This is a genomic window from Streptomyces sp. NPDC060184 (genome assembly GCF_042728795.1).
Classification (GTDB): domain Bacteria; phylum Actinomycetota; class Actinomycetes; order Streptomycetales; family Streptomycetaceae; genus Streptomyces.
In genome coordinates this window covers 44814-63577 of sequence record NZ_JBHWYX010000026.1, presented here as the reverse complement: position 1 = coordinate 63577, position 18764 = coordinate 44814, and the positions used below count along the sequence as shown (strand labels likewise).

At 70.5% G+C, this 18764-nt stretch carries 12 protein-coding genes; 11 read left to right on the top strand and 1 reads right to left on the bottom strand.

What is annotated here, in order from left to right; genetic code table 11:
• Positions 1-246: 246 nt before the first annotated feature.
• The 3 genes from ACFWEE_RS18880 to ACFWEE_RS18870 all read left to right on the top strand — a co-directional run bounded on the left by ACFWEE_RS18880 (position 247) and on the right by ACFWEE_RS18870 (position 9104).
• Positions 247-6876: an RHS repeat-associated core domain-containing protein gene (locus tag ACFWEE_RS18880; RefSeq protein WP_386890428.1), complete on the top strand. Its 6630-nt coding sequence runs from the start codon at positions 247-249 to the stop codon at positions 6874-6876.
• Positions 6877-7096: 220 nt separating this feature from the next.
• Positions 7097-8032, top strand: a complete 936-nt coding sequence (locus ACFWEE_RS18875) for a WD40 repeat domain-containing protein (RefSeq protein WP_386890427.1) — start codon at positions 7097-7099, stop codon at positions 8030-8032.
• Positions 8033-8222: 190 nt separating this feature from the next.
• The gene (locus ACFWEE_RS18870) at positions 8223-9104 is read left to right on the top strand and encodes an endonuclease/exonuclease/phosphatase family protein (RefSeq protein ID WP_386890426.1); all 882 of its coding nucleotides are present in this window, start codon (positions 8223-8225) and stop codon (positions 9102-9104) included.
• Between the two features lie 261 nt (positions 9105-9365).
• Here ACFWEE_RS18870 and ACFWEE_RS18865 read toward each other — a convergent pair whose 3' ends face one another.
• Positions 9366-9878 (bottom strand): cupin domain-containing protein, encoded by a 513-nt coding sequence (locus ACFWEE_RS18865; RefSeq protein WP_386890425.1) that lies wholly within the window; start codon positions 9876-9878, stop codon positions 9366-9368.
• A 140-nt stretch (positions 9879-10018) separates the two neighbouring features.
• On the opposite strand from ACFWEE_RS18865, the gene ACFWEE_RS18860 reads away from it, so the two are divergent.
• The 8 genes from ACFWEE_RS18860 to ACFWEE_RS18825 all read left to right on the top strand — a co-directional run bounded on the left by ACFWEE_RS18860 (position 10019) and on the right by ACFWEE_RS18825 (position 18751).
• On the top strand, positions 10019-10474 hold the full coding sequence (locus ACFWEE_RS18860; protein WP_386890423.1) for an RrF2 family transcriptional regulator: 456 nt from the start codon (positions 10019-10021) through the stop codon (positions 10472-10474).
• A gap of 53 nt (positions 10475-10527) precedes the next feature.
• Complete coding sequence (locus ACFWEE_RS18855; RefSeq protein WP_386890479.1) at positions 10528-11394, top strand: DsbA family protein; 867 nt, start codon at positions 10528-10530, stop codon at positions 11392-11394.
• Between the two features lie 491 nt (positions 11395-11885).
• On the top strand, positions 11886-13457 hold the full coding sequence (locus tag ACFWEE_RS18850; protein ID WP_386890422.1) for an ABC transporter substrate-binding protein: 1572 nt from the start codon (positions 11886-11888) through the stop codon (positions 13455-13457).
• A gap of 52 nt (positions 13458-13509) precedes the next feature.
• Positions 13510-14538, top strand: coding sequence for an ABC transporter permease (locus tag ACFWEE_RS18845; protein WP_386890420.1), 1029 nt, complete (start codon positions 13510-13512; stop codon positions 14536-14538).
• Between the two features lie 2 nt (positions 14539-14540).
• Positions 14541-15431, top strand: a complete 891-nt coding sequence (locus tag ACFWEE_RS18840; RefSeq protein ID WP_386890418.1) for an ABC transporter permease — start codon at positions 14541-14543, stop codon at positions 15429-15431.
• Positions 15428-16414 carry an ATP-binding cassette domain-containing protein gene (locus ACFWEE_RS18835; RefSeq protein WP_386890416.1) on the top strand — a complete coding sequence of 329 codons (987 nt, stop codon included), beginning with the start codon at positions 15428-15430 and terminating at the stop codon, positions 16412-16414. The genes ACFWEE_RS18840 and ACFWEE_RS18835 overlap by 4 nt, the downstream gene beginning before the upstream one ends.
• Complete coding sequence (locus tag ACFWEE_RS18830) at positions 16411-17283, top strand: ABC transporter ATP-binding protein (protein WP_386890415.1); 873 nt, start codon at positions 16411-16413, stop codon at positions 17281-17283. The genes ACFWEE_RS18835 and ACFWEE_RS18830 overlap by 4 nt, the downstream gene beginning before the upstream one ends.
• 127 nt (positions 17284-17410) lie before the next feature.
• A complete protein-coding gene (locus ACFWEE_RS18825; protein ID WP_386890477.1) occupies positions 17411-18751 on the top strand; it encodes an LLM class flavin-dependent oxidoreductase in 1341 nt (446 codons plus the stop codon).
• Positions 18752-18764 lie beyond the last annotated feature (13 nt).

The window sequence follows — 18764 nt, the reverse complement described above, 5'->3', positions numbered from 1 at the left end:
GGGGCAGGGCGCCGGGCAGGCGTCCGGCCCCGACCCGACCGGGCGGCGGCCTCTCGCGGGTACCGCCTCCACCCCCGGGGACCACGTGGTCCCCGGGGGTGAGCGGTGCGCGGTCGTCACGACGGCGGCGCACCACGTTTCCGCCCATCGGGCATCCACCTTCGAGCATGGGGATTCACCTTGAGATTCAGCAGACGGACACCGCTGCCGGGACGGGGGCCGGGCCGAGCCAGATCGGCCTTGGTCGTGGCCCTCTCGGTCCTGGTGATGGGAGGCGGGCTGACCTCGGTCGCCCAAGCCGACCAGGGGCGATCGCAGGGGCTGAAGCCGCTGTGGGAACGGGAGGTCAGCCGCACTCAGGCCGTGACGGGCCTCGGTGCCCGCAAGGAGCGGGAAGCCGCCGCCGCGGTCCGCCGGGAGAACGAACGGCAGGCCGTACGGGCCAAGTCGGAGCAGAAGGTCACCTGGCCGGGCGGCGGCGACGGCGAGCTCACCGTCGCACCACGGGGCAGGAAGACCCCCAGCGCCGTCGGAGGGCTCCCCGTCTCCGTCTCAGCCGGAGCGACGGGACGACCCGGGCCGGCGCGATCGGCGGGGGCGGACAAGACGGCCGGGGACGCCGAGGCGGCGGGTCCCGCCGAACCGGCGGACGCGGCTCCGACAGCTCCGACAGCTCCGACGGCTCCGACGGCTCCGACGGCTCCGACGGCGAAGAGTGCCGCGTCCGGCACCGCCCGCGTCAGCGTCCTGGGGCACCGCGCGGCCACCGACCTCGGAATCAAGGGCGTCCTCCTTTCGGTCGAGGCCACGACCGACGGCGACGCCGATGACGGTGGCCCCGCCTCCGGCGTGGGTGCCGCCGAAGTCGGTGTCGACTACGGCGCGTTCGCCTCGGCCTACGGAGGCGGCTGGTCGGGGCGGCTGGGTCTCGTATCCCTGCCCGCTTGCGCACTGACCACGCCGGAGAAGGCGGGCTGCCGTACGACGACGGAGATTCCCTCGGTCAACGACATCGACGGACAGTCGGTGACGGGCACGGTGACTCTCTCGGCTGCCGCGCCGGTGGTCCTGGCGCTGGCGGCCACCACGTCCGAGTCCGCCGCCGGTACCGGCGACCACTCCGCGACGTCCCTCTCGCCCTCGGGCACCTGGGAGGCCGGATCGTCGTCCGGAGCGTTCAGCTGGGAGTACCCGATGGAGGCGTCGGCCGTCCCCGGCCCGACTCCGGATCTCTCGCTGTCCTACAACTCCGGTGCGGTCGACGGAAAGACGGCGTCGACCAACAACCAGGCCACCGTGGTCGGTGAGGGCTTCGAGCTGGTCGGCAACTCCTACGTCGAACGCACCTACGGTTCGTGCGACGACGACGGGCAGGCCGACAAGGACGATCTGTGCTGGAAGTTCGACAACGCCAGCCTGGTGCTCAACGGCACGTCGAGCGAGCTGGTCAAGGACGACACGAGCGGCGTCTGGCATCTGAAGAACGACGACGCGTCGACCATCACCCTTTCCACCGGCGCCGACAACGGCGACGACAACGGCGAGTACTGGACCGTCACCACGGGTGAGGGCCTGCGCTACACGTTCGGCCGCAACAAGCTGGACGGCGCGGGCAGCGAGCGCACCAACTCGGTCTGGACCGCGCCGGTGTTCGGCGACGACTCGGGCGAGCCCGGGTACTCCCAGGGCAGCGCGTTCGCCGACCGCTCGGTGAAGCAGGCGTGGCGCTGGCAGCTCGACTACGTCGAAGACCTGCACGGCAACGCCATGTCGTACTGGTACACGGCGGAGACCAACGCCTACGCCAAGAACGGCGCGAGCACGGCCACCGCCGAGTACGTCCCCGGCGGCTACCTCACCAAGATCCTTTACGGCCAGCGCGCCGGAGCCCTGTTCACCGGAACGGCCGGCGGGAAGATCGAGTTCTCTTACGCCAACCGGTGTACGAACACGGGCTGTTCGGAGCTGACCGAGTCAACCGCACCCAACTGGCCCGACGTCCCCTTCGACGCGATCTGCACGCTGGGCAAGGACTGCAAGGCCAAGGGGCCCGCGTTCTTCACCCGTAAGCGGCTCACGTCGGTGGACACGTCCGTCTGGGCCGCGGACACCAACGCCTACAAGGCGGTCGACAGTTGGGCTCTCGGGCAGCAGTACCTGGACGGCGGCGACATCGGTGACACCACCGACCAGACGCTGACGTTGACGAGCATCACGCGGACCGGCAAGAACGGCACGGCCATCACCATGGATCCGGTGTCGTTCACCTATGATATGCGGCCCAACCGGGTGGACGCCACCGACGACATACTCCCCCTCACCAAGCCGCGCATCCGGACCGTCACCACCGAGACGGGATCAGTCGTCGACGTGACGCTCTCCGGCCAGGAGTGCGTGCGCGGCAGCAACATGCCGCGGGCGCCCGACGACAACACCAAGGCGTGCTTCCCGCAGTTCTGGAACATCAACGGCGCCAAGGACGCGTCGATCGACTGGTTCCACAAGTACCGTGTCCTGGCCGTCGTCACCACCGACCCGGCCGGTCTCAACCCCAACATCGAGTCGAAGTACACCTACTCCGACCCCGCCTGGCACTACAACGACTCGCCGTTCACCGCCGCCGACGAGCGGACCTGGTCGGTATGGCGCGGCTACCGCACCGTCACCACCACCCAGGGCTCGGCGGGCAACCTGTCGAAGGTGACGTCCAGCTACCTCCAGGGCATGGACGGCGACCGTCTGCTGAAGGCCGACGGCACCCTCGACCCCGACGCCCGCCGTGCCGTGACCGTGGTCGGCACCGACCTCCCCGGCCTGGACGTCCCCGACTGGAAGGACAGCGACCCGTACGAGGGAACCCTGCGGCAGGAGATCACCTGGGACGGTGACACGCCCGTCTCGGTGACCGTCAACGATCCCTGGACCCAGCGCACCGCCACCCAGCACAAGTCCTACGCCGACACCGAGGCGTACTACCTGCGCGTCGGGAAGGTCGTCAGCCACACCTACCTGACCGTCCCCGGCACGTGGCGCTCGACGGCGGACACCACCACCTTCGACGGCTACGGCATGCCCGTCGCCGTCAACAGCACCGGTGACACCGCACTCACCGGCGACGAGCGCTGCACCCGCACCTGGTACGCCCGCAGCGCGGCCCAGGGCATCAACCTCCTGCCCACCCGTCAGCGGGTGACCGGCAAGTCCTGCACGACGGCCGAGACCAGCCTCTCCCTGCCCGCGGACAGCACCTCGCGCGGCGACGTCCTCTCCGACACCGCCGTCGTGTACGACAACCCGACCGCCACCGCCTGGAGCGCCGCCCAGACCGTGACGAAGGGCGACGTGACATGGATCGGACGGGCTTCCGGTTACCCGGCCGCCGCCACCTCCGGCGAACGCCCCCCGTCGTCCTGGCAGACCGTCAACCGCGGCACGTACGACGCGGTCGGGCGCCCGCTCACCGCGCAGGACGCCGCCCAGAACCCCACCACGCTCGCCTACGTCCCGTCCGACGCCGGGCCCACCACGCGCATCCAGAAGACCGATGCCACCGGCGCCAAGTCCTACGAGTACATCGACCCGGCCCGCGGTGCGACCACCAAGACCTACGACGTCAACACTCAGCTGACGGAGACCGCGTACGACGCTCTCGGCCGCACCACGGCCGTCTGGCTGCCCAACCGCAGCCGTTCCAACCAGCAGAGCGCCAGCTTCGTCTACGGCTACTCCGTCAACAGGTCCGCCCCTTCCTGGACTTCCACCGGCACGCTCAAGGCCGACGGGAACACCTACTCCACCAGCTACACGATCTACGACTCACTGCTCCGTGAGGTCCAGACCCAGGCACCCGGCGCCACCAGCGGGCGGGTCATGACCGAAACCCGCTACGACAGCCGTGGGCTCGCCTACGAGAAGTACGCCGACGTCTTCGACACCGCCGCACCCTCCGGCACGTTCATGCGTACCGAGAACGGCGAGGCGACCGCCACGGCGACGGGGTTCGACGGCGCCGGACGGCCCGTCAGCACCACCTTCCTCGTGGGCGGCGTACAGAAGTGGCGGACCACCACCACCTACACCGGTGACTCCACCGCCACCACCGGCATACCCGGCGGCTCGGCGACCCGCTCCGTCAGCGATGCTCTCGGACGCACGGTCGAGCAGCGCGAGTACGCCGGAACCTCGCCGGCGGACTCCGAGTACGGCGGAGCCCTCGGCACCTCCTACATCAGCACCCGCTTCTCCCACACCCTGGACGACAAGCAGAAGACCGTCACCGGCCCCGACGGGGCGCTCTGGTCCTACGGCTACGACCTCTACGGGCGGCAGATCTCCGCGACCGACCCCGACACCGGCACCACCACCACCGGCTACACCTCGCTCGACCAGACCGCGTGGACGAAGAACTCCACCGGCAGAGCGGTGATCACGGGGTACGACACCCTCGGCCGGGTCACCGGGACCTGGAAGTCCGCGACCGGAGCCGACCTGGCCACCGCCTCGGTCCTCGCCGCGCAGAAGACGGACGCCAACCGGCTGACTTCGCGCGCCTACGACACCGTGACCGGTGCGAAGGGGCAGCTCGCCTCCTCGACGCGGTACGTGGCGGGGAAGGCGTACACCCGCCAGGTCACCGCGTACGACAAGTTCTACAACGCCACCGCGAGCCAGCTCACCCTGCCGGCCGACGATCCCCTGGTCACCTCCAAGGCCGTTTTGTCGAACGTGCTCGCCTTCTCCAGTGCCTACAACATCGACGGCACACTGCAGTTCACCAAGGAGCCGGCGGCGGGCGGCCTCGCCGCCGAAACCGTCGAGCACGGCTACACCTCCCAGGGCCTGCCGCGGACCCTCACCGGCGGCGGACAGGGCATCGTCCTCAACACCACCTACACCGACTACTCCCAGATCTCCACCTACACCCTCGGCGTCTCGGCGGCCACCGGTGTCGACAAGGTCGACGTCGCCCGTGACTACGAGGACGGCACCCATCGCCTCCTGACCACTCGGGTCCACGGTCAGAGCCACGCCTGGGACGCCCTCAACGTCCAGTACGGCTACGACACCGTCGGCAACGTCACCAGCATCTTTGACACCACCACCATGGGCGGCACCGGAGCGGCCGACCGCCAGTGCTTCGCCTACGACGGCCACCAGCACCTCACCGAGGCGTGGACTCCCGCCGACGGCGACTGCGCCGCCGCCAAGCGCACCACCGGCACCCTCGGAGGCGCGGCTCCCTACTGGACGAGCTACACCTACGACGAAGCGGGCCAGCGCACCACCGAGACCACCCACACCTCCGGCTCGGCCGCCACCACCACCTACTGCTACCGGGGCGGCTCCAGCCAACCGCACTCCCTCCTGGCCACCACGACCGCCACGAACTGCACGGGCGTCACCCCGCAGTACGGATACGACTCGACGGGAGCCACCACTTCCCGTCCGGACGGCGCCGACACCCAGTCCCTGGTCTGGAACGACCAGGGAGAGCTCTCCCAGCTCGTGGAGACGGCGAGCGGTACCGGTGCCACCCGCACCACCGACTACATCCGCGACGCCGACGGGGGACTCCTCGTCCGGCGTGACACCAAGGGCGAGACGGTCCTCTACCTCGGCGCGACCGAGGTCCATCTCGACACGTCGGGGACCGCTCCCAAGTCCTGGGGGCAGCGCTCCTACGTCCATGCCGACACCACGGTGGCGCTGCGTTCCAACGAGACCGGCACCGAGAAGCTGACCTGGCTCGCCGGCGATCCCCACGGCACCTCCACCCTCGCCGTCGACGCCACCACCCAGGCCGTCGTCAAGCGTTACACCACTCCGTTCGGCGCCGCGCGCGGAACCGTGCCCTCCGACTGGCCGGACGACAAGGGGTTCCTCGGCAAGACGGCCGACGCCTCCACCGGTCTGACCCACCTCGGGGCGCGCGAATACGACCCCGGCACCGGCCGGTTCATCAGTGTCGATCCCATTCTCGCGGTCGAGGAGCCCGAATCCCTCAACGGCTACAGCTACGGCGGGAACAACCCCGTCACCAACGCCGACCCGTCGGGTGAGATGTACCCGCCGGACTTCCGCCCCTCGGGCTCGTCGCAGCACAAGTCCAGCCCGGCGCCGTCGTTCAAGGGGTCGCTGCAGGTCAAGTCGGTCAAGAAGCTCATCTGGCCGGCCCAGGTCTGGAAGAAGGCCACGGCCAGAAGCGTCGGCTCCGGCGCCTTCATGCAGTCCCTCGAAAAGCTGGCGCACTGGTTCGGCGAGAACGAATGGCGCTATCAGCGGGTGAATGTCGTTCTGGCCCAGGTGGTGGTCGACGGCGGCAAGAAGGGATTCATCGGACGGACGATCCTCATCTGCAATTCCGGTGCTTCCAAGAAGACCGTGGAATCACTCCAGGATCTGCTCGAACCACTGAACACCATCGTGTACCAGGTCAAGGGGAAACGGAGCGACGGAAAGCCCGCCCACTCGGAGCAGGGCGTGCGAGAACTGGCCGAGGACGTCGCGATGCAGAGAAAGACCCTGGGCGGTCCGATCGTCGAATGGCAGAGCGCCTATTCGAGCAACAACATCTGCGACAAGAACGGCAACCAGTGCGGACTCGATCTGGCCGCCGCCACCGGGCGCAGCCAGGAACAGCTCACCGGGACCCACGGGTTCGTCGACGGCTTCGTCATAGACGAGGACTTCCGCAAGCAGTGGAAGCACCTGCCGAACGCCGGCATGCCCCAGCCCAACAGACCGATAGCGGTCGCCGTCCGCGGCATGTACTTCCTCAACGCTCTCCGGGACTACTCCGAGGGCGGCGGAGGGCGCGGCCAGATCAACTGGGGAACGCTCGACGACGTCATCAATCCACCGGACTGGGCGAAATAGAAATCCCGTCCGAGTCGGGGTTCGACAGGGAAAAATCCCCCCTGAGTCGAGATCCCGCACACCGGATTCTCGCGCGTTGAACTGAAACGCGGGGACCACGCACCACGGAAGAGTTCCAGCACTCGGGGGGCGGGCCACATTCGACCGCCCCCCGAGTGCTATTATGTGGCACATTTCCCCGCAGGGATTCGGGGTCTGGGCGCGGGAAGAAAGTGGAAAAATGCGTGTACAGAAAACAGCCGACGGGATCGACATCACGGGTTTCGGCGCTCCGGTCTTTCCGTTGGTCTTCCGTTCACCCGGGGGGCGTACGGAGCTGGTGACCGCCTCCTCGGGGCGGCTGACCCGGTGGGATCTCGACACGGGCCGTCCCGCGGGTGAACTCCAGGTCCCCGAGGCGGCGTCCACCGAGACCTTCGCACTGAAGGCGGTGACGCTCGAAGACGGGCAGGTGCGGATCGCCGCGGGTGACGAGGGCGGGCTCTGTCTGTGGGACGCGCACTCCGGGAGGCTTCTGGCCGATGCCACCGGAGGCGACCGGGTCTTCCAGGTCGCCGGTGGCCTGACGAGCGACGGCCGGCCCTTGCTGGCCGGCACCGGGGTGAACGGCCTCCATCTCTGGGACCCCACCACGGGGACCCCTCTGGCCGCCCCGCTGGAACACGTGGGAGACGCGGTCGCCGTGACACTGGCGACCCTCCGCGGCGGGCCCTCATTGGTCGTCACCGGCGACTCCGAGGGCGTGATGCGCTGGCACGGGCCACTGTGCGACACCCCGTTCGGTACGGAGATCGACGCTCCGCACATCGACATGCTGACCACCGCGTACACCGAGGACGGACGTCCGCTGATCGTCGGCGTCGTGGAGGAGGGTGAGACCGTCCACCGCTGGGACGCCGAGACGGGCGAAGAGGTCGGACCGCCGGTACCCACGGACGGGGAGTTCGTGTGGATCGCGACGGCCACCGTCGCGGGCCGGACACGGCTGTTCACCGCGGACCAGGACGTCGTACGCCAGTGGGACCTGATCTCCGGCGAGCCGCTGCACGGGCGATTCGACGGCTCGTACGTCTCCACCGTCCCGCTGCCCGACGGCAGCACGCTCTTGGCCGCCGGAACCTCGGACGGCAGGGTCACCACCCACCGGCTGGCCTGAGTGCCGGGGAACGGTCGCTGCCGCGATGAGCGCCGGACGGCGGGCGGCGGGCGGCGGGCGGCGCACGACTCGGCTGTCGAGCGCCCTGCGGGTGGCTGGTTTCGCCCCCTCGGTGACACCCGCCGGAAGCATCGGTGAACAGATCCCCGCCCCACTTCACACGCCGCCGTCCGGTCAGCAGACTCGCGGCATGATCAACTTCACGGCCGCGCGTCTGCGCGCCCTCGCTCCCGCCCTGCTGGCGCTCGCCGCGGTCCTGGTGCCGCCCACCACCGCCTCGGCAGCCGGCCACCCGTCCGCCCCGTCGCACGCCGCGCACCCCTCGCATGCCGCGCACGGCTCGCATGCCTCACACGGATCGCACGCCTCCGCGCACGGCGGACGGGACGACCGGGCGGCGTTCTCGCTGCTCCAGATGAACCTCTGCTCCAGCGGGTACGCGGGCTGTTACGCCCGCACCGAGTACCCGAAGATCCTCGACGAGGTCGTCGACCGCGTCCAGGCCCACCGCGTCGACGCCGTCACCCTCAACGAGGCGTGCAGCGCGGACGTCGCCGAGATCGCCGCGCGCACCGGCTACCAGTACCGGTTCGCCACGGTCATCTACCGGGGTGCGCCGCTGGACTGCAAGACACCCACCGGGCGCGGCGTCTTCGGCAACGCGGTCCTCACCAAGGACGCCGTCCGCTCCTCCGAGGACGCCGCGTACTCCGTGTTCAGCGGGGTCGAGGAGCGCCGCTGGCTGTGCGTCACCACGGCTCGCGGGGTGAACGTGTGCGGCAGCCACCTGTCGACCGACGGTGAGGCCGCCGACAGCACCAACTCGGTCCAGTGCGCCGAACTCGCAGCGGTCCTCGCCGGCCGGGGCGGCCGGACGATCTTCGCGGGAGACGTCAACCGCCACGCCTCTTGCGCCCCCGAGGGCATGTGGACGCTGACGGACGACACCGCCACACAGTCACCCGGCATCCAGCACGTCTACGGCAACCTCGCCGCGCCGAAGGTGACGGTCGAGCCCGCCACGTACACGGACCACGACGCGGTTCTCGTACAGGCCCGCCTGCACCGCTGAGCCGTGGCGCCTTTGAGCCGGGGCGCCACAGCGACGCGTCGGGTGCCGCTGAGCCCCGGCACCTATCGGGGCCTCCTGGCGCGTCGGCCCGGTCAACTACGCCTGCCCTACTGGACGAACACCGTCGTGCAGGGCGAACACCCGTACGTCGAGGGGCTGTCCACCGCCGGTGGGGTGCCCCTCGGCGCATACGGGGAACTCCGTCCCGCCTGCGCCGCGCGGGGACGGCACGGTCGCCGCGCGTCGGACGGGTCGCGTCCGTCAGGCGTCCTGGTGGTCCGGCCCCAGGGCGTACAGGCGCGGCAGATTGACCACGATCGCCTCCTGGGTGCTCCGGGCGATGACGACCACGGCCTCCTCGGTGGGGTCCGGGTTCTCCTCGCGGTGCGGGACGAACGGCGGGACGAAGATGTAGTCGCCCGGCGAGGTGCGCAGCCGCACCTCCTCCGGTTCCTCGCCCGAGTCGTCCAGGAAGACGAACTCCGGGTGCCCGCTGACCACATGGATGGCGGTCTCGGACTCTCCGTGGTGGTGGTCGGAGGAGGCGGTCGCGGGGGCCACGTGGGTCTGGCCCATCCACAGCTTCTCCGAGCCGACGGTCCTGCCACTGACGGCGCTGAACCTGCGCATGCCGCCGGTCTGCGCGGTGTCCCCGTCGAGGTCGTCCGCCCGGACGTGGTGGAGGCGGGTGCGCAGGGGGGACGTCGGGCTGCCCAGCGGCGCGTGGAGATGAGGGTGGAACCCCTCGCCGGGGGTCGTCAGCGGCTCGCTCATGGCTGGGACGCTAGGGCGCCCCGGAAAAGGATGTCAAGAGGTGTCCTATCCCCTTCACCTGCGGCAATGTTCCCGCAACATAGGCACGCAGTGGCCGCAGTACGTCGCCTGCGGCCTGCTTCCGGGGGCATGATGGGGCCATGCATATCTCCGCGAAGGCGGACTACGCCACGCGCGCCCTTCTTGAGCTCGCGAGTGATCCCGGCCGTCCGCTCTCCTGTGAAGCCATCGCCTCGGCGCAGCGCATTCCGTTCCGTTTCCTCAAGTCCGTGGTGGGTGAGCTGCGCAGAGCCGGTCTGGTGCGCAGCCAACGCGGCTGCGAAGGCGGTTACTGGCTCGGCCGACCCGCCGGTGAGATCGCCCTGCTGGACGTCGTGCGCGCCGTCGACGGCGAACTGATCACCCTGCGGGGCGAGTCGTTGGACGGACTCGACTATCCCGGCGCCGCCGTGGGCCTGCCCGGCGTGTGGCGACGCATCGAGTCGGACGCCGCCGCGACGCTCGGCGGGCTGAGCCTCGCCTCCCTGCTGCCCTCCGACGCACGCGAGCGGCCCTCCGACGCACGCAAGCGGCCGTCCGCGATCGGTGCGGCGTGACAGCGGCGGGACGGGACGCGCCCTCGGTGGAGGTGGTGGAGTACACCGACCCCATGTGCCCGTGGGCCTGGGGTTCGGAGCCGGTCTTCCGGCGGCTGCGGACGGCACTGGAGGGCAGGGTCCGCTGGCGGCGGGCGTACGCGGTGCTCTTCGACGACGAGGTGGACGACCCGGCGCCGGATCCGTCGGCCGAGACGGCGTGGTACGCGCGGTACGTCGAGGAGATCAGCTCGCACACCGGTGCGCCCCGGGCGGCCGTGCTCAGCCGGGTGGCGGCGAGCTCCTGGCCCTCCTCGCTGGTCGCCGTGGCCGCCGAACTCCAGGGCGCCGACGTGGCGGAGGGCGTTCTGCGGCGGTTGCGGGAGACCGTCTTCGTGCTGGGCGACCCCGCGGACACCCTCGAACGCGCGGTGGCCGCCGCTCGGGGCGTTCCGGGCGTGGACACGCACCGGCTGCGGACCGACGCGGTGTCCGCCGCGTCACGCGCACGGGTGGAGCGCGATCGCGCGGAGGCCCGGCGCCCGGTCGCCGAAGTACGGTCCGTACGCTGCGACTCGCCTCATCCCGGTTCGGCCAAGGAGACCTCGGAGGGCGGCTTCCGCTACGCGCTGCCGACACTGCTCGTGCGTACCCCGTCGGGCCGTCGCACCGTCCCCGGCTGGCGGCCCTACGCGGCGTACGCGGCGGCCTTCGAGGAGCTGAGCCCCGGCCTGCTGAAGGCCTGCGCCCCGCTCTCGCCCGCCGAGGCGCTGGAACGCCACCGGAGCCTGACCGGGCCGGAGCGCCGACTCCTGGCACCGGGGGCCTGGCCGCCGCCCGGCGCGGTGCGGGTGGACGGACCGAACGGCCCTGTATGGCTGCATTCTGATGAGGCGTCAGCTCGCTTCGGCTCTTCTTTCCGGCCTCCCTCAGGGCCCTGAGCTGCCGTTGCGGCGACGTCCCGCCCAATGAGACACCAATGGGTGTCCATTGACAGACGCGGACGACCGCCGCCAGGATGAGGACCATGCTCACGACGCACCCCGGTGTGGTTTGCCGCTACGTGGACCTGCGGCGCACCTCCAGCGCACTCTGTCGCTGACCGTCCCCCGCACCTCCGCTCCACAGGCGACGCCCGACCTCCGTCGGCAGCCCAGGCCGTTCGCCGGCCGGCTGATCCGCTGATCCGCGCCTGTCTCTTCGCGTCAGCTCCTCGTCTTCCGTCGTACCTCCTCGCCGTACCCCCGTGCGGGCCGTGAGTTCCCGGCGCCCAACCAGGGCCCCACTCCCGCTCCGTCGTGCGCCGACGCGTTCCCGCGACGCACGCCCGCACCCCCGGCGACGGTTCCGTGCGAGTGCCGCGCCGCTCCCTTCACGCTCCTCCGCTTCTTCCTGCCCTTTTACGGGCCGGGACTCCATCAGAGAGAACGAGATGCTCGCACGACTCACGCTCCGAAGCCGACCGGACGTCCGGTCGACCCGAAAGGCGGGCGGCCTGAGGGCCGCGGCCCTCGGAACCGCCGTTGTCGCCCTGCTCGTGCCGGCCCTGAGCGCTTGCGGCGGCAGCGGCTCCGCGTCGACCGGCGCCGCGACGCTCAAGTGGGCCTCCTCCTACTTCCCCGGCCACTGGGATCCCGTGGTGTCGGGCAGTGGCGCGCAGTTCCGTGAACTGGCTCTGGTGTACGCCTCGTTGACGCGTACCGATGAATCGGGCAAGGCCGTCCCCGACCTCGCCGAGAGCTGGGAGTACAACGAGAAGGGCGACCGCATCACCTTCCACCTGCGGGCCGGTCTGAAGTTCAGCGACGGCGAGCCGGTCGACGCCGCGGCTGTGAAGGCCGCCGTCGAACGCGCGCAGAAGCAGAAGAACTCCGCGCTCTTCGGCGACCTGACGTCGATCGGTTCGGTGCGGGCCGACGGTCTGGACGCGACGCTCGAACTCACCCAGGTCGACTACCAGATACCGCAGTTGCTCGGCGAGCGCGTCCTGCAGATCGCCAGCCCGAAGGCCGCGGCGAACCCCGCGAAGCTGGATCAGAACCCCGTCGGCGCCGGACCGTTCGTCATCGACCAGCTCATCCCGGGCACCAAGGCGGTCCTGCGGAAGAACCCCGACTACTGGGACGCGAAGAACATCCACATCGACAACGTCGAGCTGGTGTCCGCCCCCGACGCCTCCACCGTCGTCCCGGGCCTGCAGACCGGCGTCTACAACTTCGCGGACATAGAGCCGAGCCAGGCCGACGCCGCCGCGAAGGCGGGGCTGGACGTGTTCTCCCAGCCCGGATTCAACGCCTCCAACCTCAGCCTGAACGTCAACAAGGCGCCGTTCGACGACGACAGGGTCGTCGACGCCTTCCGCTACGCGGTCAACCGCGAGGAGTTCGTCGACAAGCTGACCTTCGGCCACGGGGAGGCGACCGACCAGCCGTTCCCCAAGGGCTATGTGGCGTACGACGCCGAGTCGGAGAACGCCTACCCCTACGATCCCGCGAAGGCGAAGAAGCTCCTGGCCGAGGCGGGCCACCGGCCGGGAGAGCTCAAGCTCGACCTGGTCGTCCCCGCCGAGGACCCGCAGGCGGAGATCGTCCAGTCGCAACTCGCCGCCGTGGGCGTCAAGGTCACCATCAAGATCGACAAGAACTGGGCCACCCCGTTCTTCGCGAAGGACCTCGCCTTCTCGCTCTACTCGACCACGGGACGCGACTCCGCGGTGCAGACCCTCACCGCCCACTTCGGCCCGAACGGCCCGCTCAACCTCAGCTCTCCCTACCAGCCGGAGGGCTTCGCGCAGGCGGTCGCCAAGGTCCGCCAGACGCCCCTGGACGCGCCCGACTACACACGGGTCCTCAAGGAGGCGACGCGCGCGGGCCTCGCGAGCAAGGCGCTGATCTTCACCTTCTCCTCCCCCAACCTCTTCGCGAAGAGCACGTCCGTCTCCGGGCTGCCGAAGAACCCCGCGCACATCGACTGGACCGGCGTGACGATCGCCGGCGGTTCCTGACCATCCGTCCCGTCCACCCGCTCCACACCCACCACAGAGAGGAGGCAGCCCCATGACGACGACCACGGCGGAGGTGACTCCCGAGCGCCGCCGCGAGATCACCGGGGCGAGGGCGCGGCACGCCGCAGGACGCGTGGCCTCCGCCCTGGGCCGGTCCGTCGCGATCTTCGTACCGGTGTTCCTGGTCGCGACCTTCGTGACGTTCGCCCTGCGCGCCATGAGCGGGCTCAGCCCCGCGCGCATCCAACTGGGCGAGGACGCCACCCCGGAGGCGATCCACCGCATCGAGGCCGAATGGGGGCTCGACCAGCCCTTCCTGACCCAGTACTGGAACTGGTTCACCGATGTCCTGCACGGGGAACTGGGCTCCAGCTGGGTCAACGGAGCCGACATCTCGACGCTGATCGGCCTCGGCCTGGGCGTCAGCCTCTCGGTCGCGACCTTCGCGTTGATCATCGGCGTGGTCGTCGGCTTCCTCCTCGGTACGGTGGCGGCCCTCCGGCGCACCACCCTGCTCGACCGGGCGATCACGGGCTTCGTCACCGTGATCTCGGTGATGCCGGCCTTCGTCGTCGGCATCGTGCTGGTCTCGGTCCTCGCCGTCCAGCTCCAGCTGTTCCCCTCGGCCGGATACATCCCGGCCGAACAGGGCTTCGGCCCCTGGATCGCGCACATCACGCTCCCCGCAGTCGCGCTGAGCTTCGACGTCGTCGCCGACGTGGCGCGTCAGCTGCGTTCCAGCCTCGTCGCCGCGTACGGCGAGAACTACGTGACGGGCGCGGTCGTACGGGGCCTGAGCCCTCGGCGGATCTTCTTCGGCCACGTCCTGCGCAACGGGATCGGGCCCGCTCTCGCCACGGTCGGACAGAAGTTCCCGGCGCTGGTCGGCGCCTCCGTCATCACCGAGTGGATCTTCGGCCTCCAGGGCTTCGGCCGGTTCGCCAACGACTCCGCGCAGGCCGGCGACGTGCCCGCGGTGCAGGGCGTCCTCGTGGTGTCGATCGTGCTGGTCGTCTCCTTCAACCTGATCATCAACCTGGTGCTGGCCCGTGTGATGCCGGCATCCCGACGGGGGGTCTGACGATGGTGCGCCGCGTCCTCTCACTCACGTCCGGCCGCATCGCCGTGGCCGTTCTCGTCCTGATCGCCCTCCTCACGGTGTTCGGCCCGTGGCTCGCTCCCCAGGACCCCCTCGCCGCCGGCGGCAACACGCTCGCTCCGGTGTCGGGCGCCCACTGGCTCGGGACGGACTATCTGGGCCGTGACGTCCTCAGCCGCCTCCTGGACGGCTCGCGCGTCAGCGTCCTCGGTTCGCTGGAGGTCGCACTGACGGCCCTGGTCGTCGGGGCCGTCCCCGGCATCCTGTCGGTCTACTCGGGCCGGGTCTTCGAGTGGCTGACCCTCCGCCTGGCCGACACCCTGGTCGCCCTGCCCTTCCTGCTGTTCGCCATCGCGGTGATCGCCCTGCTGGGCAACGGCATCACGCAGGCCATGCTCGTCACCGGTGCGCTGGTCTCCCCCCTCTTCTACCGGGTGGCCCGGGCGGCCACCCTGGCCGTGGCCCGCTCGCCCTACGTGGAGGCGGCGATCGTCTCCGGGGCCTCCCTCGGCTGGATCGTGCGCCGCCACGTCTGGGTCAAGGTGCTGCCGCCGATCGCCGTGGCGCTCGCCCAGACCATCGGCGTCGGATTCGTCATCGTCTCCAGCCTGACCTTCCTCGGCATCGGGGTACAGCCGCCCGCTCCCACCTGGGGCGGTCTGCTCGCCTCCGACCTGAGTTACCTCGGCCATCAGCCGTGGGCCCCGGCCGCACCCGCCCTGCTGATCATGATCACCGTCTGGGCCTGCAATCTGCTCGCCGACGCCATCCGCGACGTGTCCGGTGAGGCGGGCCGCGCACTGGCCACCCGCCGCGGGGCCACAACCGGCCGCACCGGCTCGTCCACCCCCGTCCCCGTGGGAGGTACCCGATGAGCACCCTGTCCCGGCACGCTCCGTCCCAGCACGCCCTGCCCCAGCACGCCCTTCCCGGCACCACGCTGCCCGCCCCCGTCTCTCCCGCCGACGCGTCCCCCACCACCAACTCTCCCGCCGACGCCCGGGAGTCCGGAGCCGGCATCACGTCCGCTCCCCCTCCGCAGGCGGCGCCGGTGATCGCCGTCCGCGACGTACGCATCGGCGACCGCGCCGCGGACCGGGAGATCGTCCACGGGGTGAGCTTCGAGCTCACCTTGGGCAAGTCGGTCGGCATCGTCGGCGAGTCCGGCAGCGGCAAGACCCTCACCTGCCGCGCGGTGCTGGGCATCCTCCCCCCGCACTTCGAGGTCTCCGGCGGTTCGGTCGAGATCGACGGCACCGACATCGCGACCCTGACACCCCGTCGGTGGACGGCCCTGCGCGGCACCACGATCGGCGCCGTCTTCCAGGACCCGGCCTCCTATCTCAATCCATCGATCCGGGTGGGCGCCCAGATAGCCGAGGTCATCCGCGTGAAGACGGGGGTGAAGCGCCGCGAGGCACGACGGCGTGCCCTCGCGCTCCTCGGCGCGGTGCGCCTGCGGGACCCGGAGCTGGTCTACGGCCAGTACACCTACGAACTGTCGGGCGGGATGCTCCAGCGCGTGCTGATCGCCGCGGCGATCGCCGTCGAGCCGCGGGCCCTCATCGCGGACGAGGCCACGACGGCGCTGGACGTCACGGTCCAGGCGGAGATCCTCGATCTCCTCGCCGAACTGCGCGAGCGCACCGGGCTGGCCCTCGTCGTGGTCTCCCACGACCTGGCCGTCGTCGCCCAGTTGTGCGACGAGGTCCTCGTGATGCGGCAGGGCACCGTGGTGGAGCAGGGCCCGACGCACGCCGTCCTGCACGCTCCGCAGCACGAGTACACCCGGCTCCTCATCGCCGAGCACGAGAGTTACGGCCTCGACAAGTTCCTCACCGCGAAGGAGGCGTCATGACCACCACGGCACTCGCAGCGGGTACGGACGTCCCTCGGGAGAAGCGTCCCGCACCGGTCCTGGACATCAGAGGCCTGGAGGTCCGCTACGGGAGGGGCCGGCGGGGCCGGAGCGCCCTGAACGGGGTGTCGCTGAGCGTGGAGCCCGGCGAGACCGTCGGCGTCATCGGCGAGACCGGGTCGGGGAAGTCCACCCTCGCCCGCGCCGTCCTCGGCCTGGTGCGCGCGTCGGCCGGCTCGATCCTCGTCGGCGGCGAGGACGTGACCGCGTTCAACGCCCGCCGGTGGCGCTCGCTGCGCCGACGGGGCGTCGTCCAGTACGTCTTCCAGGACCCCTTGCGCAGTCTGGACCCCGACCTCACCATCGAGGCCTCTCTGACCGAGCCCCTGCTCATCAAGGGGGCGGCGCGCGCGGAGGCGGTGAGCAGAGCGCACGCGTTCCTCGACCGGGTGCACCTGCCGGCGGAACTGCTCCAGCGGCTGCCCGGAGAGCTCTCCGGCGGCCAGCGCCAGCGGGTCGCCGTGGCCCGCGCCCTGATCACCGAGCCAGCCCTGGTCATCCTCGACGAACCGGTCAGCGCCCTGGACTCCGCCAACCGCGTACAGGTGCTGGAAATCCTCAAGGAACTCCGCGCCGGGGGGACGTCCCTCGTCTTCATCTCCCACGACCTCGGCTCCGTCGCCGGGACCGCCGACCGCATCGCCGTGCTCTACCGGGGCGAACTCGTCGAGGTCGGCACGGCCCGTGAGGTCATCGGCCGGCCCCGGCACCCGTACACCCGGCTGCTCGTCGGCTCCGCGCCCACACTCCACGCACGCACCGCCGACCGCGCCGAACGCGAGCTCCTGCGCGCGCGGTTGAGCGACTGAGCGGTTCTCGACACTGGCCGACCGCAGCACCCGCACCAGCGCCCGCACCCGCACCCGCACCCGCACCCGCACCCGCACCCGACGACACCTGCCCCCTTCCGCACCATCGAGAGGAACACCCATGTCCCTGTCCCGCAGGCTCCACCTCGCTCTGCATCCGTACGGCGTCGGCGGCCCCGGCCAGCACGGCCTCTGGAAGGATCCGGGCGTCGCCAAGAACGCCAGCATCGACATCAACTACTACATCCAGCAGGCCCAGGCCGCCGAACACGCGCTCTTCGACGCGCTGTTCGTCGTCGACAGCCAGTTCATCAACGCCACCTACCCGTCGCACTACCTGAACCGGCTGGAGCCGCTCACCCTGCTGTCCGCGGTCGCCACGCACACCAAGCACATCGGCCTGGTCGGCACGGCGAGCTCCACGTACAACTCGCCGTTCAACCTGGCCCGGCGCTTCTCCTCCCTCGACCACATCAGCGGCGGACGGGCCGGCTGGAACGTGGTGACCAGCTTCGACACCGGGACGTCCCGGAACTACGGGCTGGACGAGCACCTCGACTACGCCACCCGCTACGGCCGCGCCCTGGAGTTCGTCCAGGTCGCCCGTGGTCTGTGGGACTCCTACGAGGACGACGCCTTCCCGGCGGACGTGGAGCGCGGCGTCTTCCTCGACCCGTCCAGGCTGCACGCCCTGGAGCACGTCGGGGAGCACTTCAAGGTCGCCGGGCCGCTCAACCTCTCGCGCTCGCCGCAGGGACAGCCGGTCATCTTCCAGGCCGGGGTGTCCCCCGAGGGCCGCGACCTCGCGGCGCGCGTCGCGGAGGGCATCTACGCGCCCGGCGGCACGCTGGAGCAGGCGCGCGAGTACTACGCCGACATCAAGAAGCGCACGGCGGCCTACGGCCGCGACCCCGACCACATCAAGGTCTTCATCCACGGCGGCCCGGTGGTCGGTGCGACCGACGAGGCGGCCAGGCGCCGGGAGCGGGAGATCTTCGAGGAGGACAACGACTTCGCGAGCAACCTCGCGCTCCTCGGCCGTTCCTTCGGCGCGTACGACTTCAGTGTGCACGACCTGGACGCGCCGTTCCCTGACGTCGCGCACCTCGCCGAGAAGGGCGGCCGGACGGGCGCCGCAAAGATCATCGAGCGCGCGAAGGCGGAGAACCTGTCGCTGCGTCAGGTCGCCGAGTCGGTGAACGCCTTCCGCCGCTCCCCCTTCGTCGGCGCGCCCGAGACCGTCGCCGACACCATCGAGACGTGGTACGACGCCGGCACCCTGGACGGCATCAACCTGGCCTTCCGCAACAACGACGACCTCGAACGCTTCGTGGACGGTGTGGTTCCGCTCCTGCAGAAGCGCGGTCTGTTCCGCACGGAGTACGAGGCGGACACCCTGCGCGGCAACCTCGGCCTGCCCGTCCCCGCCAACCGCCACACCGCCGAGCGCGAAGCCGCGGCCGGCTGATGCGCGGCGTACC

What these genes read in the sequence shown, in the direction of transcription:
- ACFWEE_RS18875 (WP_386890427.1), top strand. Translation starts at nt 7,097, where the DNA reads ATGCGTGTACAGAAAACAGCCGACGGGATCGACATCACGGGTTTCGGC.
- ACFWEE_RS18870 (WP_386890426.1), top strand. Translation starts at nt 8,223, where the DNA reads ATGATCAACTTCACGGCCGCGCGTCTGCGCGCCCTCGCTCCCGCCCTG.
- ACFWEE_RS18865 (WP_386890425.1), bottom strand. Translation starts at nt 9,878, where the DNA reads ATGAGCGAGCCGCTGACGACCCCCGGCGAGGGGTTCCACCCTCATCTC.
- ACFWEE_RS18860 (WP_386890423.1), top strand. Translation starts at nt 10,019, where the DNA reads ATGCATATCTCCGCGAAGGCGGACTACGCCACGCGCGCCCTTCTTGAG.
- ACFWEE_RS18855 (WP_386890479.1), top strand. Translation starts at nt 10,528, where the DNA reads ATGTGCCCGTGGGCCTGGGGTTCGGAGCCGGTCTTCCGGCGGCTGCGG.
- ACFWEE_RS18850 (WP_386890422.1), top strand. Translation starts at nt 11,886, where the DNA reads ATGCTCGCACGACTCACGCTCCGAAGCCGACCGGACGTCCGGTCGACC.
- ACFWEE_RS18845 (WP_386890420.1), top strand. Translation starts at nt 13,510, where the DNA reads ATGACGACGACCACGGCGGAGGTGACTCCCGAGCGCCGCCGCGAGATC.
- ACFWEE_RS18840 (WP_386890418.1), top strand. Translation starts at nt 14,541, where the DNA reads ATGGTGCGCCGCGTCCTCTCACTCACGTCCGGCCGCATCGCCGTGGCC.
- ACFWEE_RS18835 (WP_386890416.1), top strand. Translation starts at nt 15,428, where the DNA reads ATGAGCACCCTGTCCCGGCACGCTCCGTCCCAGCACGCCCTGCCCCAG.
- ACFWEE_RS18830 (WP_386890415.1), top strand. Translation starts at nt 16,411, where the DNA reads ATGACCACCACGGCACTCGCAGCGGGTACGGACGTCCCTCGGGAGAAG.